Source organism: Moorena sp. (genome assembly GCF_982860115.1).
In genome coordinates this window covers 1-4,592 of record NZ_CEYLVT010000371.1, presented here as the reverse complement: position 1 = coordinate 4,592, position 4,592 = coordinate 1, and the positions used below count along the sequence as shown (strand labels likewise).

1 protein-coding gene is annotated in these 4,592 nt (G+C 45.5%); it reads right to left on the bottom strand.

Annotated features, from left to right (window positions below; genetic code table 11):
• Positions 1 to 793 precede the first annotated feature (793 nt).
• Positions 794 to 4,561 (bottom strand): Tc toxin subunit A-related protein, encoded by a 3,768-nt coding sequence (locus tag AC4II3_RS31440; protein ID WP_488029754.1) that lies wholly within the window; start codon positions 4,559 to 4,561, stop codon positions 794 to 796.
• Positions 4,562 to 4,592 lie beyond the last annotated feature (31 nt).

Below are 4,592 nucleotides of genomic sequence, written 5' to 3'. Positions count from 1 at the left end.
CATTGACGAAGTATGCGTGAAAATTGCTTCAATTGCTGGCAAATACAAATGACTCCGATGCGCTCATTTTACCCAAAACCTAAAACCTAAAACCTAACACCTATCTAGGGTTGAGCTTTGTTGTCACCCCGTTAGCACTTAGAGTTACGTTTTCCTAATTTAACGCGGACTCAATATACTGTCACCAGTCCAAAATCCCAAGAATATAAGTGTTTTGCTTGGGTGGCGATCGCGAAAGATGGTGGCAACCTACCCCAGAAGATCACTTTATAATTTAGAATGAAGAATTTAGAATTTAGAATTTAGAATTTCAGCTGATACGCATTTAACTTGGGTTTTCCCTGTTACTTTTTAGCAATTTATATATCCCAATCTAAATGCTGAACAGCTTAGAATTTGGCGTTGCTTAATAATGGCATGATTTTAAGAATTTTTAGGTGCTCTTGACCCATTAAGAATTAAATTCGCCATGGGTCGCACCTGTGGAATGGGCATCTTGGTGGAGCTGGCATCTTGGTAGAACTGGCATCTTGCGTAGAACTGGCATCTTGGTAGAACTGGCATCTTGCCAGTTTCAATAGATTCCCGGGCGGGCAGGATGCCCACTCTACTCCTATTCAAAAGAAGATTCAGCAACGGCTATAATGTAGAATTCTCCATTCTAAATTCTCCATTCTAAATTCTACATTCTACATTCTACACTCTGCTAGATATTGTCTGGTGGATGGGTAAGTTTTCGGTGCGTTACACTTTGTTAACGCACCCTACCAAAAGGCGATGCTACTTAAGTGCTTTACCAGTCAATCTCACCTTCGTAAGCCACAACTAAAGCAATAGTTGTAATGTTTTCGGGACTTAAAAATCCGTTTTCCTCCGGATCCGAAAGTAACCAAGGCTGTGTAAAAATGTCATCAATTTCGCTATGAGCCTCCTCAGGTTTTGCGGAAACAATACCGTTTTCATCCTTGTTGAGTTTGAGCGAGATTGGTTCATTATCAGCGATACTTAGTTCCAGGGTGGGTAATGGCTCGACCGTATTACCGCTGTCGGATAAGTGCAGTTGCAAGTAAATACTAGAGCGTTCTCCAGTAGAAGCGGAAATACTGTAGTTTTTCAGGTTGCCACGGAATAGATTGGGTGAGACAACAAAGGATAGCTCGTTGTGATTGGGACTTTGGAGTAACTGTTGCTTTAAGTTAAGAACCACCTGTCCGGTGAAGTTCTTAAGAGTCTCGGCTACAGTGTCAAAAATAGTAGAACCCCCTTCTGGCATTGCTGTATACCTGAGGGTGATAATCACATCGGTGATACTCTCAAAGTCGAAGCTGTTGTTGGCTTTCGGCATTTCCAAGTTCCAGGAGGAAATCGCCCCCGTGCCTTCAAAGGGCAAATACCGCTCGTCTTGGAAGTTGAGAACAAACATACCGCTATCGTTGACTCCCTTGGAAATGGCAATTTGTTGGTTTTGCCGCCAATTTTGCCGTAAGATTCCCGTATCGGGTTCGTTACCTTCTAGGGTTAGCAACCACTTAACCGCATTGGTATCGGGTTTGATTAATACCTTGTCCCCCTCTTGGCTAAGTGTGGCGTTAATGTTTTGGTAAGGACCGACCACTGCGGGAATCGATAGCTCGATGGTTTTGATTTGACGGCAGTAATGACTGGGGAAGTCGAGGGCAAACAGCTTTTCGTCAAAGCTAAAGTGGCATTCTCCTGTTGTCTTTAATTCCAGGAAAGCTTGGGGGTCGAATTGACGCAGGGAAATTATTTTTTCGATTTCCAAGCGGCGTTTGTTTCCATCCAGATAAGCCTTTTCTAACTGGTTGAGTTCTAACATCAAGCTTTCCCCTGCCAACAATCCTTTTTTGTTGCTGTCCCAATGGATGGGTTGGATGTAGATATCGTCCTGGTTCAGTTCGTACTGGTAGGCTTTTTGGGCAGAATAGGCCATATCCAAGGCAATTTTGTAGGTCTGGAAGTACAAAATCGACAAGCGACCTAACATCCATTGATACAAGTCTTTGTTGGTAAATTTGTGTTTGAGGAATTGTTCCACCTCTTGGGAATGGGCGATGCTCTGCTGATGAACCTCCAGATCGGCAAGAGCTAGCTCTACGCGAACTCTTGCCGCTTCAATTTGGGCTTCGATTTGCTCCACATCCCATTCTGCCATTTGCCATTGCAATTGCCAGTCTTCTTCCCGACGTTGGAATTGAGCGGTGGTTGAAGCAATAGAAGCGCTATGAGTGAGAATACCCGCCGTACCATCAAGTATGGCAGAGCCCATATTAATCGCCTCGCCATATTGCATCCCCCCAAAGGCAAATCCAAAGGTATTAGGCAATAGGTAGCCGGCTATTGCACCACCTCGGACGGCGGCGGCTGCAATCTGGGGGGCTAAGGCTGCACCCATGAGACTTATAGTAGCTTGTTCCCCCGGGTTCCATCCTGCTGTGATTAAGTCTTGATAGTGTTGGGCACGACCTTGGGCTGAGGTTAAACTCTGTTGCAACGCTGTCAGGTTGGCTTGTGCTTCTTCAATTTGCTTTTCTTTGGTTTTGCTAATCAATTGTAACAAGATCGGTTCTTGGGTAGCACGCAACACGGCTAGTTCTTCAGCATCTTTTTTCTCTAGGGTACTCAGCAGGGTAGAACCCAGTTGCATTAAGGTTGAGGTCATGGCTTTAGCCCGTTCTAGCAGATGGGAAAAGCGATAGTGGGGTACGGTGTCGGTGGTGGCTAATTTGAGGGAACCATCCCCTGCCGCAGCTAGGCGCACTAATTGGTTGGGATCGATGGGCGGGGCGAACAAGGCGAGTTGTCGTTCCACGCCTTGGATATTTTGGCAGTGGCGGATTTTGAATAGGCGGTCTTCGACTCGTTCCCAGTATTGGGCGAGGTCTGGGTTTTCGCTGACGCAGAAGTAAGCGTCAATGGCGTTAAAGGGCACCTCATCGCCGAACTTATTGAGAACTTTGTCGTCTAAATAGTTTTCTAGGTCGATGAGGAACTCGGGAATGCCATCTGGGTATTTCTCGCGAATCTCTGCAAAGCTGGCGGGTTTAGGAGTGCGAACTTGACCGATATTTTGGGGTTTCGGACCGAGTAAGTCATGGGCGAGCATATATAGGGTGGTGGCTTGGGTTATCGACTCCCAGGTGTCTTGGGTAAACAGGGAGTCTGCCCAGTCTAGCAGGTTGTCGATATAGCGCATGACTACGGCTTTTTCGTAAGCGCCAATCCGCACCCGAGCAATGGCATGGGGGTCAAAGGGATTTTCTTTGTAGGCTTCTATGGCGGCTTCGTTGGTTAAAATTTCTTCGAGCTTTTCGAGGGTATTGCCTCGGAAGGGTAGGAATTGCCAGAATTGATATGAAAAGTCACCAATTTCATCATCAAAGTCACCAATTTCATCATCGCTCAGAGCGCGATCCCAAATGCGAACGTTAGCCATTTGACCTTTAAAATAAGTATTCTCCAGATGCCTCCATTGGCCTATCAATACCTGACCTTCTCCTTGAAAGTCGCCGTTTGCAGTCCTTGAATTATCTAACCTGCCGTTAATGAAAATGGCTTGTTCCTGAGTATTTTTAGTATAACGCCAGACTATCCGGTACCATTTTCCGTCTTCCAGACTGGTTTTTCCTCTTAGGTCGTCATAAAAGAAACCCATATAAGCTTGTGTTTCTCGAATAACTAGGTGAAGACCCTTGTTTGTGTCACCTTGATCTGTGCCTATAATTGTTCGATCGCGACCATCCGATTTTTCTTGTGTTTTTACCCAAGCTTCTACCGTAAAGCTGTTTTCCTTCAGCCCCAGTTCTGTTGCGCTTACCAATTCTATATAATTGTCAGTGCCATTGAACTGCAACACATTTCTGGAAGCCACCCCAGGAAAGTCGGTAACGGTTTGCCAATTAGCCTCTCCCCGCAAAGTACCGTTGTATCCTCCCACTTCATCATTGATAGTATTGCCTTCAGATTGATTTAAAGGCCAAAAGCTAACAGGTTGATGGGGTTGAGGTTCAGATTGAGGGTTAGTCGGATCGAAGATATACTGATACCACTTACGGGCTTCGTTATAGCGTTGATTAGCGTTTAAGGTCGAGGCAATTAAGAAGGGAATGTGGAAGAATATTTCCCAGAAGTAAGGCCCATAAGCTCCGTCAAAATCGAGTTTGTTATTTTTGTTAAATTCTGGTGGAAAGTTTGATTCTTCGGATATGGTTTGAGACTCTAGGGAGAGCAAAGCATCTAAACCTTGGGCAAACAGGGTGCGATCGAAGTGCCGGATAGTGCTAGTAGTTAGGCGGGCGATAGGGTCAAGTTTACCAGCTTTAGATAAAGCGGAGAAAGCTTCGCTGCGGTTGTGCAAGGTAAAGGCTTCGGATTGGTTTTTGATGGGGGTAACGGTGGTATTGCTTGGAAGATCGGGGCTAGAGGGTAAAATACTGAAAGCAGGACTGGAGATAGAAAAAACATCCACTACAACTACACCTGAATCATTCGCTCCACCCCCAGCAAAGATAGCTAGATTCCTAACAGGGGGACAACGAGGCATGAAAGTCTTATGTAGTGAGAGATACAGCAGA

What these genes read in the sequence shown, in the direction of transcription:
- AC4II3_RS31440 (WP_488029754.1), bottom strand. Translation starts at nt 4,561, where the DNA reads ATGCCTCGTTGTCCCCCTGTTAGGAATCTAGCTATCTTTGCTGGGGGT.